Annotated in this window: 1 protein-coding gene; it reads left to right on the forward strand. The window is 39.8% G+C overall.

Going from position 1 to position 1,048, the window contains the following annotated elements; all coding sequences use genetic code 11:
* The first annotated feature begins 393 nt into the window (after window positions 1-393).
* Complete coding sequence (locus tag ACFVSH_RS26995; RefSeq protein WP_349728376.1) at window positions 394-912, forward strand: mismatch-specific DNA-glycosylase; 519 nt, start codon at window positions 394-396, stop codon at window positions 910-912.
* The last annotated feature ends 136 nt before the right edge of the window (window positions 913-1,048 follow it).

Genomic DNA, 1,048 nt, shown 5'->3' on the forward strand with positions numbered 1-1,048 from the left:
TATTCAATTTGTCAGATTTTCACCCATATTATTCAGCTATCATCGTTCATTCTATTCAAAACGTTATTAGTTTTGGCTGTTTTCGCATACTTTGTTGCTATTTACCAAGTGATGTGGTGTGGTTGATTTCCCCTCAAGATGCTCGCCTTCCGCGGGGCGGGCGGTGAGACCCTCCTCGGCGTAAACAAATGGGGTCTTACCTGTCCCTCTGCTCCCGCAGGAGTCTCGCACTTCCACTCCAATCAACCTTAAATAGTCGCGTTTTAAAAACAATAATCTTAACGAGACAAGCCTTGGTTTTTAATATAAGTCGTGAAAATGGCGGAAAAGGTAGTTAAATATTTTTCAGTTTTGTACAATGATTAAATAGCAAATTTTAAAAGGAGTTTTAATATGGAGGGCATCTCTGATCATTTAAAGGAAGATTTGGATATATTGTTCGTAGGTTTCAATCCAAGCATTCGTTCAGGCCAGACTGGCCATCATTATGCGAATCCAAACAATCGTTTTTGGAGAATCCTCTTCGAGTCGGGGTTGACACCAAGGAAATATGAACCAACGGAAGACTCGTCTTTACTGGAACTAGGTTATGGTTTCACCAATATCGTTTCAAGGCCTACAAAAGGTGCGGACGAAATCACTAAAGAAGAGTACATAAAAGGAAGGAAGCAATTAAAAAGGAAAATTGAAAAGTATAAACCTAAACTAGTCTGTTTTGTAGGCAAGGGTGTCTATCAGGAATATCGTCAATTACGAAAAATCTCTTGGGGGCTTCAAGAAGAACCTTCATTGAATGAGACCATTGAATTCGTTGCCCCTTCTTCCAGCGGTTTAGTAAGAATGCCGATAGAACAAATCATCGAAATATATAGGGAGTTGCCAATTCTGCTTGGCAAGCTGAAAAGCAATTGATTAAAACAAGGGTGGAATTTTATGAGTCAGGATAGTGCTGAATGGAAAAGCGATGGATTTTCCGAGGTTAATGATGGGGAAGGCTTTTGGCAAGGAGTAAAGGATTGCATTCCTACATTATTGGGATACCTAAGTA

This window comes from Peribacillus sp. NPDC058002 (genome assembly GCF_042886655.1).
GTDB lineage: Bacteria > Bacillota > Bacilli > Bacillales > DSM-1321 > Peribacillus > Peribacillus aracenensis.